A 24,556-nucleotide genomic window follows, 5' to 3' on the forward strand; every position below is an offset into this window, starting at 1 on the left:
GTAATAGCTTTCTACCATGGTTTTGGATATACTTGCGTTGCAAAACGAGGAAAGGAGCGCAGACCATGGCAGACAAGAAAAATCTATGCGCCCAAATCGACATCGCCCTGCACAACCGGGTAGCAGAAGAAAAAGACCGCCTGGAGATGACCACCAGCCAGTACATCGCATCACTGCTCACTGAATACTACAAGATGAAAGATGAGAATGGAGGAATCAACATGACAGGCAGCAGAACGATGGCATTCCAGATCCCCGAGGAACTCTTCCAGCGCATCAAAACCCACCTGGCCAGAGAAACGGCTCGGACCGGCGTAAAGCTCACCCAGCGGGACTTCGTCCTGGGCCTGATCGAGCAGGCGCTGGCGGAAGCCGAAGCCAGCCTGGCCCCACAGGAGGCCCCTGAGAGCACCGAGGAAGCCCCGGAGGACAGTGGAGCCGCCGGTACCACCCCAGACGCCAGCGAGGCCAGTGCGGAGGCGGAGAGAGACACAGCGGACATCGAACAATAACACAAGGAGTCAAAGTAAGGGGCCGGAGAACACATCTCAAGCGGATGTGTCCTCCGGCCCCTTTTTTGTTTTTTCGAGAAGGAGGTGACATGATGCAAACAGCAGAAAGGACGCGCTTTACAGAGGCTGAAATGGCCACTGTCCGAGACACGGACCTTCCGGATCTGTTGATCTCCCTGGGCTACCAGGTGAAGCAGATCGGCAGGTACTACACCACGCAGGAGATGGATAGCATCCGGATCAAGGACAGACGTACCTGGTTCCGCTACTCAGAGGGCATCGGCGGAGATGCCATCACATTCCTCCAGCGGTTCTATAACAAAAGTTTCCCGGAGGCCGTGGAGTACCTGCTGACCTGGCATGGCCGCGCCCGTGACTCTCCCCCGGCGAGCACTCCGCGGCAGACCAAGGAAAAGGAGGAAAAGTTCCCCTTTACTCTCCCACCTGCCAACGTGGATCACCGCAGGGTGTTTGCCTATCTCCGCAAGCGTGGGATCGCACCCCAAGTGATCCGGGGCTTTGTGGAGGCTGGATTGCTGTACGAGGACGCCCAACATCACAACTGTGTCTTTGTTGGCCGGGACCAATCAGGAGCGCCGGTATTTGCCAATCAACGAGGAACCTATGATTGGAACGGCAGCAGCTTTAAGGGGGATGTCCCAGGCAGCAATAAGGACATCGCATTTCGACTTTACTGCAGCAAGAAGCATGATGCAGTTCTTGTCTTTGAGGCCCCAATCGACCTGATGAGCTTCTGCACCCTGCACCGGAAAGTAACCTCCAACGCGGTGGCACTGTGTGGGCTGTACGAAGGAGGACTGCGGACCTATCTGCGAGACAACCCACACATACGCCGGATTATTCTGTGCCTGGATAACGATGAACATGGTCGGCAGGCAACCCAAAAGCTCCGAGAAATGTTCTCCGCAGAGGACTATGAGGTGTCTCAACAACTTCCGCCACAGGGAAAGGATTGGAATGAGTATCTGCTGCAACGAAATGTGCTCCGGGAAAGGGGGTGACAATTTCCAAAAGAAGAAATAACAATATCATTTCCGGCAAATCAAAAGAAAAATTGTTGTAGGAGGAATCCAGTATGAAACGCATTTTGACTACGATGTGCGCCCTGACCCTGCTCCTGGCGGCATCTGTCCCTACTCTGGCCGCTGAACCGGAGCAGAGTGCCAGTTACTACCCCACATCGGTGGAGGAGTATATGGAGGGCGACAGCCCCAGGATCAAGAAAGTGTACCAGCTGTCCCTGGCAGATGACCCATCCCAGATTCCCACCGAGGATTTTGAGCGGGATGGCCGCCTCTATTATCTGCTGGATATGACGCGGAAGGACGAGGTTGGGGTGGACATCCAGACCATCACCCAGACCAAAACTCTGGCCAGTGAAACCAACAATATGGAGAAGATCCTCCAGAGTCTGGAACCGCAGATGGAGGTAACCACAGAGGACGGTTATACCGGCACTCTGACACTGGATCATACCACTGTCAAGGTAGCGGCAGACGGTTATGCTACCCGGACAAAGGATCTCTCCGCCACCCGCACCTATCCCAATCTCTCGGAGGCGGATCTATCTTTGATTCCAAAGAGCATTGAGGACAATGGAAAAAGCCTGACTCTGGCAGACGTCCAGTGGGCCGAGACCAGTGAAGCCGGGGCAGATGGGGCCGTCACCCGATATACTGCCACCGCCAAATATACCGGCACTACCAGCAGCACCTATGCTACCGGCTACACTGTTACGGCAGACTATACCGGCCAAGTTTCCAAAACCAACTGCTCTGTGTTGACCTATACCGCCATTTTCGGCAGCATGGAGGTCCCCGAGGCGCAGACAGACCCGGCCCCCACTAATACCCCTTCCAGCGAAAACTCAAATGGGGCCACGGCAGAGATTGACATCAAACAGCCCCTCCTGATCGGCGGCGCGGTTCTCCTACTGACTGCAGGTGGGGTTTTCCTGTTCAAGCGGTACAAAGGAAGGAGCTGATTCAACTGAAGCTGAGAGCACTTCTGCTGGCCACCATGTTATGCGCCCTATGTGTGGGCCAGGCCAGCGCCCTGGAATATACCATGGAGGCCCCGGACGATTACCTGTTCGGCAGACCCACCAGCGATGACACCATCTACGAATGGGAAGATCCCAATGTAGACCGGAGTAAGAACACCGCCCTGATCCCGCCTGGATTTGGCACACCTACCAGTTACCTCCCGGGTAGCGGCGACCCTCTGACGCCCAATCTCATCCCCGGCGCTCTGGATGGCGGCGGGCTGGTGTCCCAGACAGGGAGCGTCAACTATCCTGTGATCGACACAGGAAATGGGGGCAGTTCTGGCCAGGACGTTGGCTATACTGCCGTCACCAGCGATCTCTACTACTCGGGCGGACATCTGGGGACGCTTAAGATCCCGGCCATTGGTCTATCTACCAAGGTCTACGAAGGGACAGACAGCAGCACTCTGGCAAAAGGGGCCGGTCATTTCCCTGGCACTAGTGTCTGGGACGGCAACTGCTGTATTGCGGGTCACAACCGCGGTGTCCGGGATGATTTTGGAGACCTGCATACCTTGGAGCCAGGGGACTCGATCACCTGGACCACCAAGCTGGGCACACGGACCTATCAGGTAGTCAGCGTGGAAAAGGTACTGGAGACAGACACCAGCGACACAGCCTCTACCACCGACAACCGCATTACCCTATTTACCTGTGTCCGTGATCAGCAGGAATACCGCTGGTGCGTCCGGGCCGTAGAACTTTAAGCGCAGAGCGTTTTCTCTCAACACAAGGAAACGCACTGCGCTTTTTTCTTTGCTTATTCTGAATCTTAACTAAATCATGTTTAGAAAGAGGTGGTGAGCAACGTATGTTCAACACCTCTTTCCGCCCATTTTGAAGGAGGCGCTATGAAAAAACTGCTATCCCTGTTTTTGGCCTGTATCCTGCTGCTTGGCATCCTACCCACATCGGTCTTTGCCGCAGACAGTGTGGAAGAAGCCCTAGGCGAGGTCAACATCTACAATGGAGACTATGAACTGGGCTATCTCTCTATCAACGGAGCAGTCAAAAAGCAGACATACACCTACTTTTTGTACGAATCCAATGATGGAACAACAAAGGAGTCCCCAGCCTACTGCGTCAACCCCACCACCCCCGGCGTCCCGCAGAGCGTAGGCCCTGGTGAGAGCATCAAGTACCTGGCCGAGGAAAAGGCCAGCGACCCCAAAGTGGTGGGTATCATCTCCAACGGCTACCCTCACCGCAGCCTGGGGGAGCTAAACCTGGACAACAAATATCAGGCATATTACGCCACCAAAATTGCCCTTTGGTGCTACCTGCTTCCCAACTGGAATATCGCCAATCTGAAGGTAGCCCCCGGCCTGACCGGCTCTGAACTGGACATTGGCAATCGCATCCTAGCCGCTGCCAAGGACATTTATAAGCGGGGTACGACCTACAACTATATGCTCTCTCCCCGGATGACCGTCACAGCGGACAAGTCTACGGCCTACCCCGTGACCATCGACGGCCAGGCATACTTGCAACAGGTATTTACTGTCTGGAGCGAGACCTGGGTGTACGACTATGATGTGACCGTATCGTTCTCTGATCCCGGCAGTGTTCCGGATGGCACAAAGATCGTGGATGCCAACAACAACGAGATCACCGCCGTTACCACCCAGCCCACCTCGGATGGCTACGCGGGCACATTCAAGGTGCTCTATCCCGCCAGCAGTGTGGAGGGACAGTCCGGTAATGTGCAGCTCTCCCTTTCCGCACCGGTAGCCCAGTATGCTGCCATGTACGCTGTGTGCCAGGAGAAGGACAAGTACGGCGAACTGCAAAACTACATCTGCGACCTGGACAATAATGTGCGGCTGGATGTGGCCGCCATCAGCAGTTATGCGAACGGCGGGGAACCCGGCCCGGACGAGACGGCCCTAAAGATTGTAAAGCTGGAGGAAGGGACCGAGCTCCCTCTGGAAGGGGCTGTATTCTCCATCTATGACCCGGAGGGACGCAAGGTAGGCTCCTTCTCCACCGGCCCGGACGGAACCGTGGTAATCCCCCTGACCCTTGAGGGCCACTATACCGTAACCGAGGAGATTCCGCCCCGGTATCACTTACTCCCGGAGGAGCGCACCCAGCACGCGGATGTGGAGTATGACAAGACCGCCACTCTGACGTTCTGGAATGCCCCCTATGGTTCCCTGCGGGTGGAGAAGCGGAGTGACACCGGTGACGCTCTCTCCGGCGTCACCATCCAGATTAAGCACATCGAGACTGGCGAGACCCGGACAGGCCAGACCAATAATGGCGTAATCGTCTTCGATGAGTTGGCCCCCGGCGGCTGGGAGGTCCGGGAACTGGCTGGCATTGAGGGTTGGATCGCGGACACGGACACGGTACAGACCGTGGCGGTCGTGACCGGGGAGGAATCCACCGTCACAATTATCAACCAAGAATTGCCCGGCCTGCGGATTACCAAATATGAGCGAGGCAGCATGGAGCTCATGCCCAATGTCTCCTTCGAGATTTTCCGGGACGCCGAAAGCCTGGGCATCTTTCAGACGGACGAGTTTGGCCAGATCCTCCTCACCAACTGTCAGCCCGGCACCTACCGGGTGGAGGAACGGAATACGGGCGGAGACAGCCATGTGCTGGATACCACTCCCCAGGAGGTGGAGTTGGAGGCCGGAGATGGCATCAAAGACCTGGTGTTCTTCAATGACCGCCTGCCCGGCATCCATCTTATCAAGGTAGACAGTTCCGACCTCTCCCAGCCTATCGCCAACGCCCGATTCCGTTTTGAGGCAGTGGATGGCAGCTTCGGGCCGGAGGAGTACACCACTTCCGAGGACGGGACCATCGACCTCTCCAAGCTCCCCGTGGGCACTTATGTAGTAACGGAACTGGAGTGCCCCGGCTATGTGGTAGACGATGCCCAGCGGATCATCCACCTGGACGGCGGTGACCAGGCCCAATTTGTGTTCACCAATTCCAAGCTGCCCTCTCTGCATCTATACAAAGAGAGTGCGGATGGGACACCCCTGGGCGGCGTCACCTACCGGCTGTCCAAGATCGAGGACGGCTCTCGATATTTGGATCGCATCACCTCCAGCACAGGAGAGATCACCTGGGATGGTCTGGAACCTGGAGTGTATTCCCTGCAAGAGGTTACCACAGTATCGGACCATATCCTGGACCCCACAGAGTATCATGTGCAGCTGTTCCCCGGTAAAGATGCCACGATTTGTCTGCAAAATGACAAGCGGCCCAACCTGACCATCTGGAAGCACGACGCCGATACCGGCGCGCCGGTCCCCGGCACCGTGTTCTTGGTGAAGGGCGCGGACGGACATTCTGTGGCCGAAGTAACCACTGGGCCGGATGGTTCTGCCACTGTCTCCAACCTCATGCCCGAGGTGTACGAGGTGATTGAAAAGTCCGTCCCGTCTCCCTACCTTCCGGATGCAGACCCCCAGTTAGTCACCCTCTATCCCAATCGGGACCGGGATGTGTATTTTGAAAACCACAAGCGGCCCACCGTCACCATCCAGAAAGAAAGCTCCGTCACCCATGACCCCATCCAGTACGCCGAGTTTCACATCACATGGTCCAGCAATAAGACGGAAACTGGGGAGCAGCGGGACCTGGGGACCTTCCAGACAGACGAGGCGGGTCAGATCATCCTGGAGGGCATCGAGGACGGCTGGCTGACCATCAAAGAGACCAAGCCAGCCCCCGGCTACCAGCTCCCGGATGACCCTGTTACAGAGGTCTACATCAAGGGCGGCGAAAACAAGACTGTAACCATTCCTAACACGCCCCTGTCTGCATTGGTGGTTTACAAGCAGGATAGCGTGACTGGAGCTGGGATCTCCGGCTGCCGCTTCCAGCTGAAATACCTGGGTGGCGAGGTCAGCGGCAGCGGCGGCACTGTGATCGGTACGTACACGACTTCGGCCAACGGCTCCTTCACCGTCACCGGGCTCAAAAAGGGCTACTACATCTGCGAGGAGCTGGAGAGCGACAGCGGCCACGTGATTGACGCCGCGCCCCAGTCCTTCTATATCAGCGGCGAGGATCAAGACATCATAACCCTCTACTTTTCCAACGCCCCCAAGGGGGCCATTTTGGTGAAGAAGGTGTCCAGCGCAGACAACAGCCCCTTGAGTGATGTAGAGTTCCTAGTGACAAAATCGGACGGCTCCGTGGTGGGTGATGCCAACGGCAAGTTCGTGACAGACAGCACCGGCACTTTCCTGGTGAAAGGAGTAGAACCCGGGACCACGCTGATCATCAAGGAAACCCGTGCCAAGCCAGGCTATCTGCTGGACGATACGCCCCAAACTGTCCAGATCAAGGAAGGGCAAACCGTCACGGTAGAGTTCCGCAACCAGCCTATGGGAAACCTCATCATCCATAAGCTGTCCAGCAAGGACAAGACCCCGCTGGAGGGGGTGCAGTTCAAGATCACTTATGCGGATGGCACCTATCTCCCAGACGAGGGCGGTAAGCTGTCCTCCAATGGCCTGTACTGGACCAATGCGGAGGGCCAGATCATCCTCTCCGGCATCACCGGCACAGTGGTAGCGACTGAAGTGGAAAGCATCCCTGGGTACACCATCGACCCCAACACCCAGAGCCAGACGGTGGTGGTCAACCCGGACGATACACAGGAACTCTGGTTCTACAATTCGCCGGTAGGCGGTGTGGAGTTTACCAAAGTCAATGAGGCAGATAAAACGGAAACCATCTCCGGCGTCACCTTTGAAATCCGCCGCGTCAGCGACGACGCTCTGGTGGACACCGTGACCACCGGGAAGGATGGAAAAGTGTTCTTGCCCTTGGAGGCTGACAACTACTATGCCGTGGAAACCGATTGCCCGAATACCTTCAAATTGGACCCCACACCCATCTATTTTACCGTCAAGGACGGAGAGACCACCCGCAAGACGGTGACCAACAAGGCATTCTCCGGCATCCTGCTGCACAAGATCGACGCAGACACCCGAAAGGGCATTTACGGCGTGACCTTCCTCCTCTACGACGGCAATATGAATTCTGTGGATCAGTTCACCACCGACCAGAACGGATACGCCTACATTGACACCCTGGATCTGTCTGGCAAGGTGTATCTGCGGGAGCTGGAGAACGAGGGCTACATCGTAGACGAACAGCTGAAAACCGTCTATATAAAGCCTGGCGAGACCACGGAAATCACCTGGGAAAACCGGGCCATCACAGGCCAGATCCAGATTGTCAAGAAGTCTGCCGACTACAACCCCACCAACGGCCTGCCTGCCGGAACGCTGCTGGAGGGGGCCGTATTTGAGATTTATGATAAGGCGGGTAATCTAGTGGACACCATCCGCTCCGACAGCCGAGGGCTGGCCGTGTCCAAACCTTTGCCTCTCTCCCGCTATACCATCCGGGAGGTCAAGGCTCCGGCCAATTACGGCGTAAATGAAACGGAACTCACCGCCTATCTGGAACATGAGGGACAGATCGTCAAATTTGAGGTGACCAACAAGAGCCTGACCACCGGCGTGTCCATTACCAAAACCGGCCCCAAGGAGATCATGGCGGGCCAGCCGGTGCGCTACACATTCTCTGGGATTGCCAACACATCCAATGTCCGGCTGGATAGTTTTTATTGGCGCGATACCCTTCCCGCAGAGGTGCGGTTGGATACGGTGGTCACCGGAACCTATAACTTCCCCGGCACCTATAAGATCACCTACCGTGTGAACGGTGGCGAGTATCGGACCCTGGCAGACAACCTGTCCACCAGCAAGAACTACACCCTGGCTGCCTCGGCCACCGCACTGGGCCTTGCCAGCAATGAACGGGTCACAGAGGTCATGTTCGTCTTTGGACAGGCCCCTGCTGGCTTTGCCCAGGTAGAAAAGCCGTACCTCCACTGCACCGCCGTGGCCAACCTGGCCTCCACCTCGTTTGTCAATGTGGCCGACGTGGGCGGCGTCTACAACGGCCAGTGGGTGCAGGCTGTCAGCCGCTGGGTGACCACGGTGTACGGCAAACCTGCCATTCCCACCCTGCCCCGGACGGGGTATTAAGCCCTTGGGGGACTCACAGAAGCTGTGAGTCCCCCTCTTTCTTACAACCAATTATTCTAACAGAAAAAGGAGAAATGAACGATGTTGAAGATCACTGCCACTGGAAATCTGACCAATGATGTGGAGCTGAAGATGAACGAAACCACGGGCAAGCCCTATGCCATACTGCGCATCGCCTCGGACCGCCGCTATCGGGATCAGGAGGGCAACCGGCTCACCGACTTCATCTCCATCAAGGTGCGCGGCCCCCTGGCCGAGTTCTGTGCTGCCTATGCCTGGAAGGGCTGCAAGCTGGCCGCCTCCGGCGACTTCGAGACCATCACTTTTTCTGACGATCCCACCCGCCAGCCCGGCTTCCTGATCAAGGCTACGGAGGTGGAGCTCCTCTCCCCCCGTCGGGCAGAGGATGCGACCGCTGCCGAGCAGAACCAGGGCGAGTGTGAGGCCGCCTGATGAAGAACACCGGGATCATTTACAGCAGCACAGAGCACACCCCTGTTGTGCTGCCTGAGATGGCCGAGCTGCTCCCGCCTTTGAGCGAGGAGCAGCTCGGCGCACTGGAGACAGATCTCCTGAAAAATGGGTGCTATACCTCCATCATCGTCAATGAGGATCTGGTCGTTATTGACGGACATAACCGAAAATCCTTATGCGACAAGCACGGCCTGCCCTATCAGATGCTGGTGTTCGCCTTTGACGATCTGCTGGAGGCCAAGCAGTGGGCGCTGGACACCCAGAAAGGCCGCCGTAACCTGGACAAGTGGGAACTGGGCAAGATCGCCCTGAAGCTTAAGCCGGAGATCGAAGCCAGGGCCAAGGCCAATATGTCTGCCGGAGGGCAGGCATACCGCCCATCTGAGGAAGGTTCGGCAACATTGCCAAACCTTCCTCCTGTTGATACCCGCAAAGAACTGGCAGACTCCGTTGGTCTGGGTGAGCGGACCATGGGCAAAGTGATGCAGATCGACGAGCACGCCCCCGCAGCGGTCAAGGAAGCGCTGGACAAGAAGGAACTGTCCATCAATCAGGGTTACCAAATCACCAAGCAGGTGGAGGATCTGCCGGAGGAGCAGCGGGAGCAGGCCGCCCAGGAGGCGCTGGACATCCTGAGAGCAAAAAAGGAAATCCAGGAAAGGGACGCGGAGATCGACCGTGAGGGGAAGATCGCCGGAGCCTTCTGCAAGGCGTATGAAAAGGCGGTCCTGCTGGACCCCACAGAGGAAAATGTCCGGATCTGGGCTAAATGCACCCGCATGACCAGGGACGAGATGGAAGATACGGTGAAAGAATCCCGTGAATTGGCGGAGGTGTTTCGGACCATTGCCGACCTCATGGAGCGCCTCCTGCCGGAGAGGGGGACGCTATGACGGAAATGAGTGTCCGCCAGTGGCAGGAGCGATTTCGTGCCGGGGATTTTTCCTCGAAAGATCGTGCCGTTCAGTGTGAGGCCGGGTGGTATGACTGGTTCTGTCAGGATGACGCGCTGGCCGGACGGCTCCAGAAGTTGAGCAAGGTGGTCATGGGGATCACCGACCCCTATATCCTGGACAACTACTATGTCTGGTTCAAGAACAACTGCCCGCTGTCCGGCCCGCTCTATGATGACGTGCGGTTTGAACCTCTGCATGGTGACCGCAACGGGAGATATTTTGTGGTCATACGGGACAGTCCCCATGAGACCCATAAGTGGACCATCTACACGGAGCGCCATGGATTTGAACAGCCGGAATTTACCTGTGCAAACGTGCGGGATATGCTTCGCCATATCAACACCATGGCCCCAGAAACCTGGCACGGTGATCCGCAGCCTGCAAAAGCACCGCGTTCCCCTCAAAAGAAGCGAAAGGAGGCAGAACGATGAACCGTGAAAATGAGGGTGCCAAGCCGACTGCTCCGCCCAGACTGCCGCCAGAGGCGGAGCAGGAGATCCTGGAGGCGTTGTTCGAGGGAATGGAGATCCACTCCAGCGAGATCGCCGCGATCCTGAAAAAGCATGGGGTGTGCGGGGATGTGGAGGCCCTCCAGGGCAGCTACCGCAAGCGCCTGGGTCAGCGTCTCATGGCCAGTCTCCGGGATGATACTGGGCGGCGCGAGGTGCTGGCCAACGGAAAAGGCAGCTATGTAGTGCTGGAGGGCTGCGGCGACAGGCGGCAGCTCAAGCAGATCCACCGCCGTATCCAAAACCAGATGAAAGGACTGGATCTCTCGGCGCGGAAAGTGTCCGGCAGGCTGACTGTTCTGGAACGGCTGGCCCAAAAGTGGAGAAGGGCTGGTTGAAATGGACGCAAAGACATTCTATGAGCAACTCGCCCCAGAACTGGACCCAGGGGGCTTCAAGCTGTACTTCACAGCCCAAAGGCTGACAGGCTTTGATCTATATAAGCAGTTCCCTTATGAGGACTCCCGCGGGATGTTTGAAATGATGAACGGTCACCAGCTCATGCGCTATCTGCTGGCGGATCAGTTCCATGCGGTTCGGTGGGAGATCGTACCTGGAACCTGCTACGAACGGGCCGTCCTTCTCCCTATCGACCGCACCACACCGGCATATCGGGCATTTGAGCAAAAGCTGTACACAGCGATACTGCAAAACTACCATCTAAATCCTCAGAAACAACATGATCGGAAGGAGCACGATACCAGATGAATGATGTAATTGTGATCGGCGTGGATCATGGCTATGCAGCCATGAAAACTGTACACTTTTCGTTCCCCACCGGATTGGTGGAATATGAACATGAGCCGTACACTCAGAAAGATGTGCTGGAATACGGCGGCAGATACTATGTAGTGGGCAGCGGTCGCCAGCCCCTCCAGAGAGATAAGACTCAAACAGAGGACTACTATCTGCTTACCCTGGCAGCTATCGCCAAGGAGCTGGAGCACCGGGGTGCGGAACACACCGCCAGCATCCACCTGGCGGCGGGCCTGCCCCTGACCAGCTTTGGCAGGGACAAGAAGTCCTTCCGTTCGTATCTGTACCGGGATGGGAGTGCCATTCCTTTTCGCTATGAGGGGCAGGACTATACCATCACCATCCAAGAGGTGTCCCTGTTCCCCCAGGGCTATGCTGCCGTCCTGACCCAGACGGAGCTGCTGGACGAGCCGTCCGTCATCGTGGCTGACATAGGCGGCTGGACGGTGGATCTGATGCGTCTGGACAACCGCATCCCCAACGCTGCCTCCTGCCGGAGTCTGGAACTGGGCATGATCCGCTGTATCGATGAAATCAGCGAACAGGTGCGCCGGTTGTTTGGGCTGTCCATGACTACCACTCAGATCGAGAGCGCCCTGCGGGGTAGCTCCGGCGGGATGGATGAGCGAATCAGGGCGATTATCCACGCCCAGGCAGGCAAGTACGCCCGAAACCTGCTCTCGGCAGTCACAGAGAGCGGCCTGGACATCCGAGCCATGCCCACCATCTTTCTGGGTGGCGGAGCAGCGCTCTTAAAACGCCACCTTTCGGCCACAGACGGCCTGTGCCGCCCGCTTATCCTGGATGACGTATCCTTGAATGCCAAAGGATATGAGCGCCTTGTGGGGCAGATGTCGCGGGGGGTCGGCCATGGCGGATAAGCGGCGGCTCAACCTTTCTTTTTCTCTGGCATCGCCCCAGCAGCGGGAAGCCTGGCGCATCCTGAGTTCCATCCCAGCGGGGCAGCGGACAGACACCGTGTGCAGGATGGTCTGTAAGGCCCATGAACAGGACGCCCTGCTGTCCGCCATCCGGGGGCTGATTCGGGAAGAGTTGCGCAATTTGGATCTGACAACAGAAAAAAGCCAGCAGGCACAGGCCGGGGACATGGATGAGAATGTCCTCGGCTTTCTTCTTGCCCTGCAGCAAGAAGAAGATGAGATCACCTAATACGCCATTTTGATATGTTCGCCGGGATCAGCGGATTTCGAACGGATACAGTGTTTACAAGGTTTTGAAACATCTTTTAGAAGGGAGCAGTGACATGAATGAAGTAGGACTGAAAGATCAGTGCTTCGGCGTGGAAGTGGAACTGACCGGAATTACTCGTGAACAGGCGGCCCAAGCCTTAGCGGATTATTTTGGCACAGTGCCTCGCCGGGACGATGACTACTACGATAGCTGGTATGTGAAGGATGAGATGGGCAAAGAATGGCGGCTTATGAGCGATAGTAGTATCCGTGGAGAACAAAAAGTGGGTGCCAGATACACCTCCACCTCAGATCCGAGGTATCGTGTGGAAATGGTCACGCCCAAACTGACCTATGCGGAATTGCCCAAATTTCAGGAATGCGTCCGCCGCGTCCGCACTGCAGGGGGAAAAGTCAATTCCTCCTGCGGTATCCATGTCCATGTGGATGCTGCAAACCACAATCGGCAGTCGCTAAAAAATCTCATCGGGATCATGTATTCCAAAGAGGATATTTTGTTCAAGGCATTGCAGGTCAATGAGTCTCGGGCCTCCAGGTGGTGTCAGAAGGTACGGGAACCCATGCTGCAAAAGGCACGCAAGCTTTCATCCGAAGAAACCAAAAACCTGACACAGCTGGAAGCCATCTGGTACGAGGGGGACAACGGCAGTACAGAGCACTACAACTGGACACGGTACTATGCGCTCAATCTCCATTCTGTGTTTTACCGAGGGACCGTGGAATTTCGCTGTTTTAACTCCACTCTCCATGCGGGCCGGGCTGCCGCTTATGTGAATCTGTGCCTTGCCATATCGGCCCAAGCCATCGCCCAGCGCAGCACCGTCATGCGCAAGACGCAAAGTGACAACGAACTGTTCACCTTCCGGGTGTGGTTGGTACGCCTTGGGTTGAATGGACCGGAGTTCAAGCACACGAGGGATCATCTTCTGGCCAACTTGGACGGGGATCGAGCCTGGCGCTATGACAAGGACAGTTACGATGTCAATAAGAAAAAGAAAAACCGAAGCAGTGAGGTGGCACGATGAAAATACGCATTGAAGATACCGTGTACGAGGGTACCGGGACAGAAATCATGGATCAGCTTCGGAAAGCTGCCTTTGACCCCACGGAGTTTCCGGACACAGAAAGCTATATTTGGCAGCTTCGCAGCAACTTCATCCGCATGACGGATCAGGACTGCATTCTGCCGGATCGCGGTGTAGAAGCACAGGCGCAGACCATGATTATGGCGCTGGCGAAAATCGGCGCACTGGAGGTGTTGGACCATGGTTGAAGATAAATTGTATTTTGCCTACGGCAGCAATATCAACCTGGATCAGATGGCCTACCGCTGTCCTGCGGCCCAGGTGGTGGGGCCGGTCGTGCTGGAGGGATATGAACTGCTGTTTCGCGGCAACGCAAGCGGAAATGGCGTTGCCACCATCAAGCCCAAGGAAGGGCAGCAGGTACATGGCCTACTTTGGCGGATCACACCGGGCTGTGAGCGGTCTCTCGATCTCTATGAGGGATATCCCCACCTATACGAAAAAGAGTCTGTTGCTGTGCGGGATCATGCGGGGCGGCAGCTGACTGTCATGGCCTACGTGATGACGGATGGGGATCGGTGGCGCTCTCCCGCCCTGCCCTCGGAATATTATTACCAGGGCATTCGGGATGGCTATCGCCAGAACGGACTGCCACTGTCCAAATTAAAACAGGCGTGGCAGCATTGTGCCAAAGAACTGGATCAAGAGAGCAGTAGACTCAACCGTATCTGCGGCGGGCAGGCCAAATCGCCCAAGAAGCAACGTGGGAAAGAGCGATAGGGGGAATGAGCGCACATGAAAGTATTAGTTGTAGAACCGCAAAAGCCCTGCCGTGTGCAGGAGATCGATGGTCTGGCAGCTATGCAGCAAATCGTAGGCGGCGACATTGAAGCTGTGTACCCATTCCAGGATTCGGCAGCCCTGGTGTGCAATGCCGAGGGGAAGCTCCTTGGCCTGCCGATGAACCGCCCGCTGCTGGATGAAGATCGCCTGCCCTATGACATCATCTGCGGCACCTTCTTCATCGCTGGGCTTGGTCAGGAGGACTTTGTTTCCCTGACAGATGAGCAGATCCAGCGATACAAGTCCCTGTACGACAACGTGCAGGTCCTTCCTGTGCGAACGGCAACCAGAGAACAGGGACGGATCGTTGGCGATCAACACATAAAAAAGAAAGGGAAATCTGACCATGAGAGATAAATACATTTTGACCGCGGAGTCTGTTACCGAGGGTCACCCTGACAAGCTCTGCGACACCATCGCGGATTCTGTTCTGGATGCCTGCCTGAAGGGTGACTCCTCCGCCCATGTGGCCTGCGAAGTACTGGCCACAGCTGGCAAAGTGCTGGTGGCCGGAGAAATCTCGGCAAAGGTCATGCCGGATATCCCCTCCATTGTCTGCCGGACCATCCGGGAAGCTGGGTACACTGGGCTGGACTATGAGATCGAGGTCGTCACCCACGATCAGAGCGACGATATTGCTCACGCTGTGCGGGAAGGAGTCCAGACCGGGGCTGGCGACCAGGGGATCATGTATGGCTTTGCCTGTGATGAGACAGAATCCTACCTTCCTCTGCCGGTCATCCTGGCCCACCGGCTCACCCGACTGCTGACCAACGCCAGAAAAACCGGGATGATCCAGGGCTTACGTCCGGATGGCAAGGCACAGGTGTCTGTGGAGTACAACTTCGATATCCCCGTGCGTCTTGCATCGGTGGTTCTGTCCTGCCAGCATGACCCGGAGAAAGATCTGGACCAGCTGCGGGAGGAACTCATGGACCATGTGATCCAGCCCGCACTGCAGGGGCTGCCGCCTAATGGGGAAACGGAGATCCTGATCAATCCATCGGGGCGGTTTGTCTACGGCGGATTTGAGGCGGATACCGGCCTCACGGGCCGCAAGCTGATGGTGGATACCTATGGCGGACTGGCACATCACGGCGGCGGCGCGCTGTCTGGTAAAGACGCCACTAAGGTAGACCGCAGCGGAGCCTACATGGCCCGCTATATTGCAAAAAACATTGTATCTGCCGGTCTGGCGAGTCGCTGTACCGTCGCCCTGGCCTATGCCATTGGCAAGGCTGAACCCGTGGCGGTCAACGTGGACACCGATGGGACCGGCGAATACCGGGATGGTGTGCTGGAACAGGCCGTCCGGGCGGTCTTTGACCTGACCCCCGTCGGGATACGTCACACCCTCGGACTGGACAAGCCCATCTTCGCTCAGTTCTGTAACTATGGCCACTTTACCCATCCGGACGCTCCCTGGGAGCAGACGGACAAAGCGGAGGTACTGTGCAACGCCTGTCGCATCAAGGAAGCAGGTGTGTCGGACCGTTGAAACATATCGCCTCCTGTTCCTTTGGTAAGGACAGTCTTGCCACCATATTACTGGCTCTGGAACATGGGGAGCCTCTGGATGAGGTAGTATATTGTGAGGTCATGTTCGACAAGGAGATCTCCGGCGAGGTGCCGGAACACCGAGATTTTATCTACACCACCGCCATTCCGGCTTTAGAACGCAGGGGTGTGAAGGTAACCGTCCTGCGCAGTGAGAAAACGTATGTGGATCTCTTCACAGGCAAAATCACACGCGGTCCCAAGAAGGGCCTTCTGCGTTCTTTCCCCATCTGCGGACGGTGTGCTGTTCAGAGAGATTGCAAGCTGAAACCGATCCTGCGATACCAAAAATCGCTGCCGCCCGACACAGTTCAGTATATTGGGATCGCCAAGGACGAGCAGGAACGGCTGCTTCGATTGGCCGGGAACCGGGTCTCCTTACTGGACAAGTACAACTGCACAGAGGGAGATGCAAAGCAGCTCTGCCAGCGGGCAGGGCTGCTTTCGCCTGTCTACACATTTACAACCCGCGGGGGCTGTTGGTTCTGCCCTAACGCCAAAAGAAAAGAACTGCGCCATCTCTATAACTACCACCCAAACCTGTGGGAACGGATGTTGGAGCTGCAGGCCTTGCCCAACAAGGTGAGCGAGAAATTCAATCGCAGTGAGACCTTCTCCGACATTGACGCGGAGTTCCGTCTGGAAGATGCGCAGGAGAGTCTGTTCCAAAATGCTGCATAAAAAAGGAGATGAGAACAACGAGCAATCAGAAATATGAAATCACGGAGATCTCGCACGAAAAGTACCCCTTCCTTCATCGTATCCGGGCGCTCGGAGATGTGAGTGCGGAGGTCAGCGCCGGTGATTTAGGTGGCTTCGTGGAGAGCGAGAGCAACCTTTCCTTTGAGCCGGACGATACCGCATGGATTTTTGACGATGCCATTGCCTGTAATGACGCCTATGTTGACAAGGGGGCTGTTCTGCGTGGAGAGGCGGTCGTCTGCGACAACGCTTATATCTCTATGGGCGCTGTCCTTTCCGGCCATGCGCGGGTAGAGGACAATGCCTATATACGCGGCGCTGTGCTCAGCGCCTCTGCCAGGGCCTCCGGGTTTTCCATGATCCTCAATGACAAGGATACCATGGGCGTTCCCATTCTGTCCGGCCACTGCGCGGTCTATGGCAAAGTATCCGGAGATGTGCGTCTGACAGGCAGCGCATTGGTGATCAGCGGTGAGGAGATCCGCAACGATACGCTGGACACCCTGGTGATCAGCGGGAAAAACCGTTCTGTGATCCGGGATTCGTCCCGAGACGAACTGGCTCCTCAACAACCGTCCCCTCCCACGCCCCAAAAACAGAAAGGCTGTGAGATGAGCAGATGAGCAACTTTTTTGAGCAGGAACTCCGCAAACTATTTGCGGACGGGGCTGTGATCCATGATCCGGTCTTTGTAGGCCGTGCCTGCCTGGGTGGCTTGGACAGAAACCGTCAGGTGAGGGCTGAATTTGTTACACTGGGCCATGCGGATCACTATGCAGCTCTCCGCCTGACGCTGCTGGACAGCAATCAGGGTGTGGTGGACAAGCTGACTCTTCGGTTCAAGGATGTATGGGGAAAACAGAAGATCCCCAACAACCCCTACCTGCGGGATGGCGTTGATCCGCATATTTGGGTAGATGGTGACCGGATCGATTGGTATGCCTACCATCCCTCCCAGGAGGACTACCGGCAGCTCCGGCAAATGGCCAGCGATTATGTGGAGACCTTCCGTATTCAAGTCCCGGCAAAAGACCACGGACCCAAATTGGTGTACATCTGCGCGCCCCTCCGAGGCGAGGTAGAGAAAAACATTGCGTTCGCCAGGCAGAAAGCTCAGGAAGTCTTTCAGGCGGGCGACATCCCAGTCTGCCCCCATCTCATGTTCCCGCCCATCGCAGATCCGGGCGATCCGGTGCAGGATCAGGCCGCACGGGAGATGGGCCTTCGGCTGGTAGAAAAGTGTCAGCAGGTCAATGTCTATGGACCGGTCACGGAAGGGATGTGGGCGGAGATCCATCGCGCCAATAAACTGGATATCCCAGTGGTAACCGATTTGAAAACGAAGGGACGCACTTCGCCCAGAAGAAAGAAAAGCGCCAAGCGCGAGGAGGTCAAATGATCCGAGAAAAGGCCACGGAGGACTTGCGGCACATGACCGATGAGGAGGGGCTGATCCTCCAGGGCTGCGGCGGCGACCTTCAGGAATGGGTGGACGGCATCAACGAGCTGCTTACTCAGGAAGGAATCCTGCTGAACGGCTCCAAGTTCGAAAACGCGGCCACATTCCAGCACGACGGTCTCACAAACCTGCTGCTCTCTTTTGATGGGGTTCAGCTGAATGTGGGAAAGCTTGCGATGTGGCGGATTCAGACACACAGCCAGTTTGGAGGCACTTGGCTGTCCGACTATGTACCCAACCGGCTGGGTGGTTTTCTGGATCAGCCGAACCAGCAGGAGCGAGCGAAACCGTACTGTTCGCTGATTGAACAAGACGGTAACATCTTCAACCTGATGGGGGCAGCGTCCAGGACGCTCCGGGAGCATGGCATGGACTCCCAGGCCAAAGAGATGTGTGACCGCATCACCGGAGGGAATTGCCACAGTTACCATGAGGCGCTGTGTATCATCAGCGAATATGTGGAGACGGAACTGTCCGCGCTCCAAGATCAATCCAAAGGAAAGAAGGAGAAACATGCCTATGAGCGATAACATCACTGCGATCCGTCCCAGTTGGGAGATTATCCACGGCGACGCGCTGAAGGTCCTGCGCGAGTTTGCCCCTAATACCTTCGATGCGGTCATCACCGATCCCCCCTATGCCTCTGGGGGTCGAACCCAGGCGGAGAAAAACAAGTCCACCGACAAGAAATATTCCAGCATGGGGGAAAGCGCACCCCCTCCCTTTGATGGCGACTCCAAGGATCAGCGATCCTGGACCCGCTGGGCCGCTGAATGGCTCTATGACGCCCGCAAGGTCTGTAAACCCGGTGCCCCTGTGTGCATGTTTATCGACTGGCGGCAGCTCCCCGCAGCCACTGATGCGCTCCAGTGGGCGGGGTGGATCTGGCGCGGTACCGCTGTCTGGGACAAAGGCAACAGCCGTCCCCAGAAGGGCCGTTTCCGCCAGCAGGCTGAGTACATTGTCTGGGGTTCCAACGGGGATATGCCTATCAGCAGACCTGTCCCCTGTCTGCCCGGCGTATTCAAGTATGGCAATCCCCAGAACCGCATCCACCTGACGGAAAAGCCCTTGCAGCTCATGCGGGATGTGGTGAAGATCACCGAGCCGGGCGGACATATTCTGGACCCCTTTGCCGGTTCCGGCAGCACGGTGCTGGCTGCCGTGCTGGAGGGTTACTCCGCCACTGGCATCGAGGTTACGGATGCCTATGCCGCCCTGTCCAAGGAACGGATTGAGCGGGAACTGGCCCAGGGTGTGTGACGGTGTACTGTCTGCCGATTGTCCTTGATGAGTTTTCTGGTAGTATATTGTAGTTTGGGCAGGGTGTCGCATTAGACACCCTGCCCGGATTTTTTAACCTTCAGGGTGCTAACATAGACACCCTTGTGTGGAGATAATCATGTCAGAGGAATATTGAGCATTCCAGCCTGCAAGGTAGGCGTCACCGCTCTGGTCCAGAGCGGTGATTTTTCTTTTCCATGGAGCTGGCAGGCTCTGCCCGCCATGATCATAATCCACTTACCGCTTGAAAATAGGCCCCGCTTCGGCGGGGCCTAGCCAACGCCGCCTGGGGCGGCGTTGGGCAAGCATAGCGCAAATGTACATTTTGCGCGCTTGCAGGGGAAAACCCTGACCCCAATGCCGCCTGCGGGCAGAAATGACGAAATCGACATGGCGGGAAATAAAAAGGCAGTCATTGCTGACGGCCAAAACAAGTACCATATTCTGCAATACTTGGAAAGTTCGCATGGGGGACTCGAACCCCCGACAATCCCCTTAGTTAGAGGGGCGCTCTATCCAACTGAGCTAATGCGGTATAGAATACATGCTTATTCTATCAAATTTATCTTGGATGTCAAGTAACAAAGGAGTAAAGCATGAGAAAGACGTGCGATAACCAGAAACATCATCTGCACATCGAGTTGACGGCGGAGCAGTATCAGCAGCTCTGCCGTCAGGCCAAACTCTGTGGACTGTGCAAACGGGCTTATATCGTCCGGCTCATCGATGGTACTCCGATCCGGGCCAGACCTTCCCAGGAAATCAAGGATCTCCGCACAGAGATCCATCACATCGGCAACAACATCAACCAGATCGCCCGCAGCGTCAATGCCGGTATCGCCACGGCAGAGGATGCCAGGCGTGGACTGTTCCTGCTGGATAAAGTCTATGAGTTAATGTACCAGGTGGCCAATCCATAATGGCCATCACCAAGATTCTGGCTCGGAAAGGTCGGTTGGATATTGGGATCGACTATATCCTGAACGGCGATAAGACGGAGCAGAAGATCCTTACCGCCCATCAGGGCTGTGAACCAGGCCGGGAGTGCCGTCAGATGCTGGAGACCAAACGGCGCACAGGAAAAGAAGATCGTATCCAGTATTATCATATCGTCCAGTCTTTCAAGCCTGGTGAAATCTCTCCCGAGCTGGCTCTGGAAATTGCCAAGACTTTCGCTGCGGAGCATCTGAACGGTTACGAGGCGGTAATTGCCACCCATGTGGATCGGGGGCATATCCACTCGCACATTGTGTTCAACTCCGTGAACGCGGACACCGGCGAGAAATACCATAGTAATTCCAGAAGTTACTACTACCAAATCCGGGCCATCTCAGACCGGCTGTGCCGGGAGCACGGCCTCTCCGTGATCCTCTCTGGCGAGACCTCCAAATCCATGAGCTATGTGGAGTGGCTGCGTCAATCCAAGGGTCAACCCACCTTCCGCTCCATGCTGGAGGCGGATCTCCGTGAGTCCATTGAGGACGCCAATGACCTGGGACACTTCTTTCTGCTCATGGAGCACAAGGGCTACGAGATCCGCCACGGAAACCGTCTGGGATTCCGTCTGCGGGGCCAGGAGCGGTTCCAGTATCCAGGCAGAAAAAATGCCGCCTTCACAGAGGACGGTATCCGTGCCGCCATTCTGGGCAATTTGGAGGAAATCGAGACAGGTCAACGGGCTGCTTTTGCTGACAGACCCATGTTTCATCCCTACCGCAGACACCCCAAATACACGGGCTTTTTGGCCCTGTACGTTCATTATCTCTATCTGCTGGGAAAAATCGAACAGCGACAGTATCCCCCCAGGATGACGCCGCACCTGCGGCAGGAAGTCATGAAATTTGAGCAGTACCGGACACAGTTTGCTTTCCTGCGAGAGAACGACATTTCCACCACTGACGAAATGACCGCCTATCAAAGCCGCACAGAGGAAACGCTGGCCAATCTGATGAAGCAGCGCACCATCCTCAATGTTCGCAAAAAGAAGCGGCAGGCGCTGTACGACGCCCTGGCGGATGTGGAGGCCCTGGCTCCGGCCAAGGCGCTCTATGAGAACGGGCTATCCGGCATGGAAGATGAGTTTGCCCGCTATATGGAGGCTGTGCACCTATTGGAACAGTGCGGCATCCCTCCAAAGCATCTGACACAAGAAAAAACGGAGGTGTATAACCAACTTGCCGATCTGAACCGGCAGATCCGCGCAGAACGCAAAAAGCTGGTCCTGTGCCGGGAGATCCAGACGGCAAGCCAGCAAATGGAAAAAGATATCCGTAAAATCGAAACAAGAGGAAAAGAGGTGGAACACGATGAACATCGGAGGCGGTGAGGCTGCTGACCAGATGGTTCGCATGATGTTGACCGGCACAGAAGTGACGGTTCGGCTGGGCGCGTCTGCCCTCAAAAATCTACTGGCCATTACGCTGGCTTTGACAAAGCATCACAAGACCCTGTCCGGGAAGGTCAACATGGGAAAAATGCTCCGGGAGACACGGGATATCCGAATATTCCCCATGTCGCCGGAACAGTATCAGGCATTCAAGCAGAGGGCAGCCAATCAGAAGATCCTGTTTTCTGTCATCCGGGATTCGGATGGGCGGGGCAAGGTGGTAGATGTGGCCATGCCAGTCACAGAGCTGGAGCGCGCCAATCTCATTTTTGAGCGCATCCGATACCTTCCGCAGGATCGCCAGAGTACACCAGCCAAGGAGCAATCCCCCATGCGGGATTCAGTGATCCGGGAGGAAAAAACGCCAAAAAAAGAGTCTCGGTCGGAGTTCGACTTGGCCGGTATCAGCGGCAGCTCCAGTATCTCCAAGAGCGAAATCAGTACGGAGACGACCCATGAGCGCCCCTCTGTTCTGGCACAGCTGAAGGGGTACCGGGAGCAGCTGGACCGGCAGCACAAAGCAGCTCCGGCCAAAAATAAGCAAAAGCTTCGTACCAAACAGCGATAAAATGGCAGGGCGCGTGATATGCCAACGCACCCTGCTTTTGTTATGGATGGGGGTGAACTGTACTGAAACAAAGTTCCAGGGCTGGGGACATTGTCCTGGCCCTGTTTTTCTATGTTCCGGTGGTTTGGGGCGCATTGCTCATTGCCCAATCCTTGGGGCATGGATTGCCGGAGCTTCTTACCAACCTGACAGCGGCGCTCCAGCACCCGCTGGATATCCATTGGACAGACAAAAGCCTGCTGTCCATCCTGATCTGCACCGGCCTCTATATCATGGGCCTATGCGTCTACACCTCGGAGCAACGGCGCACTCGGGACGGTGAGGAGCACGGCTCCGCCGCCTGGGGCTCTCCCCGGCAGGTCAACGCCATGTTCCACCAAAAAGAGAACAAGCTCCTGACCCGCCATGTCCGCCTGGGCTTGGACACCCACAAGCACCGCCGCTCCCTCAACGTCTTGGTTATCGGCGGCAGCGGCGCGGCTAAGACCCGCAGCTATGTCAAACCAAACATTCTGGAGGCCAACACCAATTATGTCATTACCGACCCGAAAATGGAGGTACTCACAGCCACCGGAGGGTGGCTGAAAAGCAAAGGGTATGACATCCGGGTGCTAAACCTGGTCAATCTGGAACAATCGGACGGATACAACCCCTTCCGCTATCTGAGAGATGAAAAAGATGTCCTCAAGCTGGTCAATAATCTCATCCAGGCTACCACACCAAAGGGCAGCCATGAATCTGATCCGTTTTGGACCAAAGCCGAGACGGCGCTCCTCCAAGCCATCATCCTCATGCTGTTCCAGGAGGCCCCGGAGTATGAGCAGAACTTCTCCATGGTCATGCGGGTACTGGAATACGCGGAGGTTCGAGAGGAGGATGACGAGTATCTCTCCCCCCTGGATCTACTGTTCCAGGCCATGGAACGGGAGAACCCGGAGAGCGTGGCTCTGCGGCAGTACAAAGTATTCAAGCAGAGCGCGGGCAAGACAGCCAAGAGTATTTTGGTCTCCGCCGCGGTTCGTCTGGCCCCCTTCAACCTGCCCCAGATCCGGGCCATCACGGACCACGACGATATGGACCTCTATACCCTGGGAGAAAAGAAATGCGCTCTCTACGCCGTGATTCCGGACAATGACAACACCTTCAATTTTTTGGTGTCTCTGCTCTATTCCCAGGCGTTTCAGACGCTTTATTACAGCGCGGATCAGATCCATCATGGGGCGCTGCCCCGGCACGTCCACTTTGTATTGGATGAGTTCGCGGCCATGCCGCTGCCAGGGTACACCCGTGAATTGGCCACCATGCGTTCCCGCAACATTTCCTCCAGCACCATCATCCAGAATATGGCCCAAATTAAGGAGCTATACAAGGACTCCTGGGAGACCATCCCCGGCAACTCGGACACCATCCTCTATCTGGGCGGCAACGAGCAGAGCACCCATAAGTATATCTCTGAAGCCCTGGGCAAGGCCACCATTGATACAAAGACCCATGGGCAGACCAAGGGCAAATCGGGCTCCTACTCCACCAATTTCCAGATGAGCGGACGGGAGCTGCTTACCCCCGATGAGGTTCGTGCGTTGGATAATCGCTATTGCATCTTGTTTATCCGGGGAGCAAAACCCGTCATGGACCTAAAGTATGAACTGACCGAGCACCCCGCTATCCGCTACACCGTGGACGGAGGCGGAGCGCCGTATATTCACCATGGACACAACACCACACCGGCCATTCCAGGCACACCGTTCTTCCAGGTTATTTCTGCCGATGAAACCAACAAAGAAAAGGAGACTGCAGCATGAAACATGATCTGACCACCCGCAAGTATGAGCGCCGCGCACGGAAACTGTACGCCCTGTTTTCCTGCCTCGTTCTGGCGCTGACCGTTATGGTTGTCCCGGCCTTTGCCGCAGACGATCCGCTGACGGTCGTCAACAACCTTTCCGAGTTCATCTTCTCCCTGATTCGAGCCATAGGCCTGATCCTGCTGGGCTTCGGTGTCCTCCAGCTGGGCCTGTCCCTCAAGAGCCACGACCCCTCTCAGCGGGCCAACGGCATGCTCACCATTGCTGGCGGTATTGTGATCACCTTTACCAAGGAGATCCTCACTCTCATTACCGGATAAAATTATAAATTTAAGTAGGGCTTACTGAACAGTGGGAAAAAGCTCGGAAACCATTGAAAATACTAGGAAAAACAGGGGTAATGCGGTAAAAT

27 protein-coding genes are annotated in these 24,556 nt (G+C 56.1%); all 27 read left to right on the plus strand.

Annotated features, from left to right (window positions below; genetic code table 11):
* The first annotated feature begins 65 nt into the window (after positions 1–65).
* The 27 genes from I2C21_RS09185 (at position 66) to I2C21_RS09315 (ending at position 24,464) form a co-directional block, all read left to right on the plus strand.
* Positions 66–512 carry a translation initiation factor 2 gene (locus tag I2C21_RS09185; RefSeq protein WP_195279086.1) on the plus strand — a complete coding sequence of 149 codons (447 nt, stop codon included), beginning with the start codon at positions 66–68 and terminating at the stop codon, positions 510–512.
* Between the two features lie 92 nt (positions 513–604).
* Entirely contained in the window at positions 605–1,534 is a 930-nt protein-coding gene (locus I2C21_RS09190; protein ID WP_286167245.1) for a toprim domain-containing protein, read from the plus strand.
* 74 nt (positions 1,535–1,608) lie between these two features.
* Positions 1,609–2,517, plus strand: a complete 909-nt coding sequence (locus I2C21_RS09195) for a hypothetical protein (RefSeq protein ID WP_195279088.1) — start codon at positions 1,609–1,611, stop codon at positions 2,515–2,517.
* 35 nt (positions 2,518–2,552) lie between these two features.
* Positions 2,553–3,287 (plus strand): class D sortase, encoded by a 735-nt coding sequence (locus I2C21_RS09200; protein WP_195279089.1) that lies wholly within the window; start codon positions 2,553–2,555, stop codon positions 3,285–3,287.
* 144 nt (positions 3,288–3,431) lie between these two features.
* Positions 3,432–8,609, plus strand: a complete 5,178-nt coding sequence (locus I2C21_RS09205) for a SpaA isopeptide-forming pilin-related protein (protein WP_195279090.1) — start codon at positions 3,432–3,434, stop codon at positions 8,607–8,609.
* An 81-nt stretch (positions 8,610–8,690) separates the two neighbouring features.
* Complete coding sequence (locus I2C21_RS09210; RefSeq protein ID WP_195279091.1) at positions 8,691–9,062, plus strand: single-stranded DNA-binding protein; 372 nt, start codon at positions 8,691–8,693, stop codon at positions 9,060–9,062.
* Complete coding sequence (locus I2C21_RS09215) at positions 9,062–9,976, plus strand: ParB N-terminal domain-containing protein (RefSeq protein ID WP_195279092.1); 915 nt, start codon at positions 9,062–9,064, stop codon at positions 9,974–9,976. Before I2C21_RS09210 ends, I2C21_RS09215 begins: the two co-directional genes overlap by 1 nt.
* The gene (locus I2C21_RS09220; protein WP_195279093.1) at positions 9,973–10,470 is read left to right on the plus strand and encodes a hypothetical protein; all 498 of its coding nucleotides are present in this window, start codon (positions 9,973–9,975) and stop codon (positions 10,468–10,470) included. Before I2C21_RS09215 ends, I2C21_RS09220 begins: the two co-directional genes overlap by 4 nt.
* Positions 10,467–10,886 carry a synapsin-1 (Synapsin I) gene (locus I2C21_RS09225; RefSeq protein ID WP_195279094.1) on the plus strand — a complete coding sequence of 140 codons (420 nt, stop codon included), beginning with the start codon at positions 10,467–10,469 and terminating at the stop codon, positions 10,884–10,886. Before I2C21_RS09220 ends, I2C21_RS09225 begins: the two co-directional genes overlap by 4 nt.
* Position 10,887: 1 nt before the next feature.
* The gene (locus tag I2C21_RS09230; RefSeq protein ID WP_195279095.1) at positions 10,888–11,256 is read left to right on the plus strand and encodes a hypothetical protein; all 369 of its coding nucleotides are present in this window, start codon (positions 10,888–10,890) and stop codon (positions 11,254–11,256) included.
* Entirely contained in the window at positions 11,253–12,185 is a 933-nt protein-coding gene (locus tag I2C21_RS09235) for a ParM/StbA family protein (RefSeq protein ID WP_195279096.1), read from the plus strand. The genes I2C21_RS09230 and I2C21_RS09235 overlap by 4 nt, the downstream gene beginning before the upstream one ends.
* Positions 12,175–12,474, plus strand: coding sequence for a hypothetical protein (locus I2C21_RS17565; protein ID WP_286167246.1), 300 nt, complete (start codon positions 12,175–12,177; stop codon positions 12,472–12,474). The genes I2C21_RS09235 and I2C21_RS17565 overlap by 11 nt, the downstream gene beginning before the upstream one ends.
* Before the next feature lie 94 nt (positions 12,475–12,568).
* Entirely contained in the window at positions 12,569–13,540 is a 972-nt protein-coding gene (locus tag I2C21_RS09245) for an amidoligase family protein (RefSeq protein ID WP_195279097.1), read from the plus strand.
* Positions 13,537–13,788, plus strand: coding sequence for a hypothetical protein (locus tag I2C21_RS09250; protein ID WP_195279098.1), 252 nt, complete (start codon positions 13,537–13,539; stop codon positions 13,786–13,788). Before I2C21_RS09245 ends, I2C21_RS09250 begins: the two co-directional genes overlap by 4 nt.
* Positions 13,781–14,320 carry a gamma-glutamylcyclotransferase family protein gene (locus I2C21_RS09255; RefSeq protein ID WP_286167247.1) on the plus strand — a complete coding sequence of 180 codons (540 nt, stop codon included), beginning with the start codon at positions 13,781–13,783 and terminating at the stop codon, positions 14,318–14,320. Before I2C21_RS09250 ends, I2C21_RS09255 begins: the two co-directional genes overlap by 8 nt.
* 15 nt (positions 14,321–14,335) lie before the next feature.
* Positions 14,336–14,740: a DUF3846 domain-containing protein gene (locus I2C21_RS09260; protein WP_195279099.1), complete on the plus strand. Its 405-nt coding sequence runs from the start codon at positions 14,336–14,338 to the stop codon at positions 14,738–14,740.
* Complete coding sequence (metK, locus tag I2C21_RS09265) at positions 14,730–15,881, plus strand: methionine adenosyltransferase (RefSeq protein WP_195279100.1); 1,152 nt, start codon at positions 14,730–14,732, stop codon at positions 15,879–15,881. Before I2C21_RS09260 ends, metK begins: the two co-directional genes overlap by 11 nt.
* Entirely contained in the window at positions 15,878–16,621 is a 744-nt protein-coding gene (locus I2C21_RS09270) for an adenine nucleotide alpha hydrolase family protein (protein ID WP_195279101.1), read from the plus strand. The genes metK and I2C21_RS09270 overlap by 4 nt, the downstream gene beginning before the upstream one ends.
* A gap of 8 nt (positions 16,622–16,629) precedes the next feature.
* A complete protein-coding gene (locus I2C21_RS09275; RefSeq protein ID WP_195279102.1) occupies positions 16,630–17,265 on the plus strand; it encodes a hypothetical protein in 636 nt (211 codons plus the stop codon).
* Positions 17,262–18,041, plus strand: a complete 780-nt coding sequence (locus I2C21_RS09280; protein WP_195279103.1) for a DUF7768 domain-containing protein — start codon at positions 17,262–17,264, stop codon at positions 18,039–18,041. Before I2C21_RS09275 ends, I2C21_RS09280 begins: the two co-directional genes overlap by 4 nt.
* Positions 18,038–18,631, plus strand: a complete 594-nt coding sequence (locus I2C21_RS09285; protein WP_195279104.1) for a hypothetical protein — start codon at positions 18,038–18,040, stop codon at positions 18,629–18,631. The genes I2C21_RS09280 and I2C21_RS09285 overlap by 4 nt, the downstream gene beginning before the upstream one ends.
* Positions 18,621–19,364: a DNA-methyltransferase gene (locus I2C21_RS09290; RefSeq protein WP_195279105.1), complete on the plus strand. Its 744-nt coding sequence runs from the start codon at positions 18,621–18,623 to the stop codon at positions 19,362–19,364. Before I2C21_RS09285 ends, I2C21_RS09290 begins: the two co-directional genes overlap by 11 nt.
* A 617-nt stretch (positions 19,365–19,981) precedes the next feature.
* A complete protein-coding gene (locus I2C21_RS09295) occupies positions 19,982–20,305 on the plus strand; it encodes a plasmid mobilization protein (RefSeq protein ID WP_195279106.1) in 324 nt (107 codons plus the stop codon).
* Positions 20,305–21,711 carry a relaxase/mobilization nuclease domain-containing protein gene (locus I2C21_RS09300; RefSeq protein WP_195279107.1) on the plus strand — a complete coding sequence of 469 codons (1,407 nt, stop codon included), beginning with the start codon at positions 20,305–20,307 and terminating at the stop codon, positions 21,709–21,711. The genes I2C21_RS09295 and I2C21_RS09300 overlap by 1 nt, the downstream gene beginning before the upstream one ends.
* Entirely contained in the window at positions 21,692–22,339 is a 648-nt protein-coding gene (locus I2C21_RS09305; protein ID WP_195279108.1) for a DUF3801 domain-containing protein, read from the plus strand. Before I2C21_RS09300 ends, I2C21_RS09305 begins: the two co-directional genes overlap by 20 nt.
* 164 nt (positions 22,340–22,503) lie before the next feature.
* Positions 22,504–24,141: a VirD4-like conjugal transfer protein, CD1115 family gene (locus I2C21_RS09310; RefSeq protein WP_286167248.1), complete on the plus strand. Its 1,638-nt coding sequence runs from the start codon at positions 22,504–22,506 to the stop codon at positions 24,139–24,141.
* Complete coding sequence (locus tag I2C21_RS09315; protein ID WP_006574296.1) at positions 24,138–24,464, plus strand: hypothetical protein; 327 nt, start codon at positions 24,138–24,140, stop codon at positions 24,462–24,464. The genes I2C21_RS09310 and I2C21_RS09315 overlap by 4 nt, the downstream gene beginning before the upstream one ends.
* Positions 24,465–24,556 lie beyond the last annotated feature (92 nt).

Source organism: Clostridium sp. J1101437_171009_A5 (genome assembly GCF_015547905.1).
GTDB lineage: Bacteria > Bacillota > Clostridia > Oscillospirales > Oscillospiraceae > Pseudoflavonifractor_A > Pseudoflavonifractor_A gallinarum.

What these genes read in the sequence shown, in the direction of transcription:
- I2C21_RS09275 (WP_195279102.1), top strand. Translation starts at nt 16,630, where the DNA reads ATGAGAACAACGAGCAATCAGAAATATGAAATCACGGAGATCTCGCAC.
- I2C21_RS09295 (WP_195279106.1), top strand. Translation starts at nt 19,982, where the DNA reads ATGAGAAAGACGTGCGATAACCAGAAACATCATCTGCACATCGAGTTG.
- I2C21_RS09315 (WP_006574296.1), top strand. Translation starts at nt 24,138, where the DNA reads ATGAAACATGATCTGACCACCCGCAAGTATGAGCGCCGCGCACGGAAA.
- I2C21_RS09290 (WP_195279105.1), top strand. Translation starts at nt 18,621, where the DNA reads ATGAGCGATAACATCACTGCGATCCGTCCCAGTTGGGAGATTATCCAC.
- I2C21_RS09305 (WP_195279108.1), top strand. Translation starts at nt 21,692, where the DNA reads ATGAACATCGGAGGCGGTGAGGCTGCTGACCAGATGGTTCGCATGATG.
- I2C21_RS09185 (WP_195279086.1), top strand. Translation starts at nt 66, where the DNA reads ATGGCAGACAAGAAAAATCTATGCGCCCAAATCGACATCGCCCTGCAC.
- I2C21_RS09200 (WP_195279089.1), top strand. Translation starts at nt 2,553, where the DNA reads ATGTTATGCGCCCTATGTGTGGGCCAGGCCAGCGCCCTGGAATATACC.
- I2C21_RS09210 (WP_195279091.1), top strand. Translation starts at nt 8,691, where the DNA reads ATGTTGAAGATCACTGCCACTGGAAATCTGACCAATGATGTGGAGCTG.
- I2C21_RS09215 (WP_195279092.1), top strand. Translation starts at nt 9,062, where the DNA reads ATGAAGAACACCGGGATCATTTACAGCAGCACAGAGCACACCCCTGTT.
- I2C21_RS09225 (WP_195279094.1), top strand. Translation starts at nt 10,467, where the DNA reads ATGAACCGTGAAAATGAGGGTGCCAAGCCGACTGCTCCGCCCAGACTG.
- I2C21_RS09300 (WP_195279107.1), top strand. Translation starts at nt 20,305, where the DNA reads ATGGCCATCACCAAGATTCTGGCTCGGAAAGGTCGGTTGGATATTGGG.
- I2C21_RS09190 (WP_286167245.1), top strand. Translation starts at nt 605, where the DNA reads ATGCAAACAGCAGAAAGGACGCGCTTTACAGAGGCTGAAATGGCCACT.
- I2C21_RS09205 (WP_195279090.1), top strand. Translation starts at nt 3,432, where the DNA reads ATGAAAAAACTGCTATCCCTGTTTTTGGCCTGTATCCTGCTGCTTGGC.
- I2C21_RS09230 (WP_195279095.1), top strand. Translation starts at nt 10,888, where the DNA reads ATGGACGCAAAGACATTCTATGAGCAACTCGCCCCAGAACTGGACCCA.
- metK (WP_195279100.1), top strand. Translation starts at nt 14,730, where the DNA reads ATGAGAGATAAATACATTTTGACCGCGGAGTCTGTTACCGAGGGTCAC.
- I2C21_RS09250 (WP_195279098.1), top strand. Translation starts at nt 13,537, where the DNA reads ATGAAAATACGCATTGAAGATACCGTGTACGAGGGTACCGGGACAGAA.
- I2C21_RS09220 (WP_195279093.1), top strand. Translation starts at nt 9,973, where the DNA reads ATGACGGAAATGAGTGTCCGCCAGTGGCAGGAGCGATTTCGTGCCGGG.
- I2C21_RS09255 (WP_286167247.1), top strand. Translation starts at nt 13,781, where the DNA reads ATGGTTGAAGATAAATTGTATTTTGCCTACGGCAGCAATATCAACCTG.
- I2C21_RS09195 (WP_195279088.1), top strand. Translation starts at nt 1,609, where the DNA reads ATGAAACGCATTTTGACTACGATGTGCGCCCTGACCCTGCTCCTGGCG.
- I2C21_RS09260 (WP_195279099.1), top strand. Translation starts at nt 14,336, where the DNA reads ATGAAAGTATTAGTTGTAGAACCGCAAAAGCCCTGCCGTGTGCAGGAG.
- I2C21_RS09280 (WP_195279103.1), top strand. Translation starts at nt 17,262, where the DNA reads ATGAGCAACTTTTTTGAGCAGGAACTCCGCAAACTATTTGCGGACGGG.
- I2C21_RS09235 (WP_195279096.1), top strand. Translation starts at nt 11,253, where the DNA reads ATGAATGATGTAATTGTGATCGGCGTGGATCATGGCTATGCAGCCATG.
- I2C21_RS09285 (WP_195279104.1), top strand. Translation starts at nt 18,038, where the DNA reads ATGATCCGAGAAAAGGCCACGGAGGACTTGCGGCACATGACCGATGAG.
- I2C21_RS09245 (WP_195279097.1), top strand. Translation starts at nt 12,569, where the DNA reads ATGAATGAAGTAGGACTGAAAGATCAGTGCTTCGGCGTGGAAGTGGAA.
- I2C21_RS17565 (WP_286167246.1), top strand. Translation starts at nt 12,175, where the DNA reads ATGGCGGATAAGCGGCGGCTCAACCTTTCTTTTTCTCTGGCATCGCCC.